General features: G+C 40.2%; 1 protein-coding gene. It reads left to right on the forward strand.

Going from position 1 to position 627, the window contains the following annotated elements:
• The coding region (locus GKZ88_RS22285; protein WP_155104499.1) for a hypothetical protein at positions 1–627 on the forward strand (627 nt) is incomplete at both ends.

A 627-nucleotide genomic window follows, 5' to 3' on the forward strand; every position in this document is an offset into this window, starting at 1 on the left:
GGAGCTTCATCAGGAGTATTTACAGGACTTGCTCCAGGTACATATACATTTAAAGTTACAGATGCAAACGGATGTTTTGCTACTCAATCAATTACGATCAATAACGTTACTCCGATTGCAATTGCAGGAAATAAAAACAACGATGCAAAATGTAAAGGAACGTCAACTGGAAATGGAACATTTACTATTTCAGGAATTGCTACTCCAGGAAACTATTCATTTACGTTAACGTCTGCCAACCTTGGTACTGGTTCATTGACAAAATCTGGAAATACATTGACATTGAGCAATGTATTGGCAGGAACTTATACAGTATCGGTTACAGATACAGCAACAGGCTGTACAAATTCGGCTTCAATTACAATTGGCGAGCCTGCATTGGCTTTAGATGTTACGGCTCTGGCTACTAACATCAATTGTAATAATGACAATGCTACAATTACAGCTACAGCTGTTGGCGGTACAACGAATTACAAATATGCAGTTGTAAAACAGGGAGCATCTGCACCTCTGCCAGCGGTTTATGTGGCAAGCAATATTCTGACAGTAGACACTAACAGCGGCGCTGATATGAACTGGGTTGTGTATGTAATGGATGCTAACGGCTGTACTGATTCAGTAGCAGTT

The sequence above is a fragment of the Flavobacterium sp. LC2016-01 genome (genome assembly GCF_009711135.1).
Taxonomy (GTDB): Bacteria; Bacteroidota; Bacteroidia; order Flavobacteriales; family Flavobacteriaceae; genus Flavobacterium.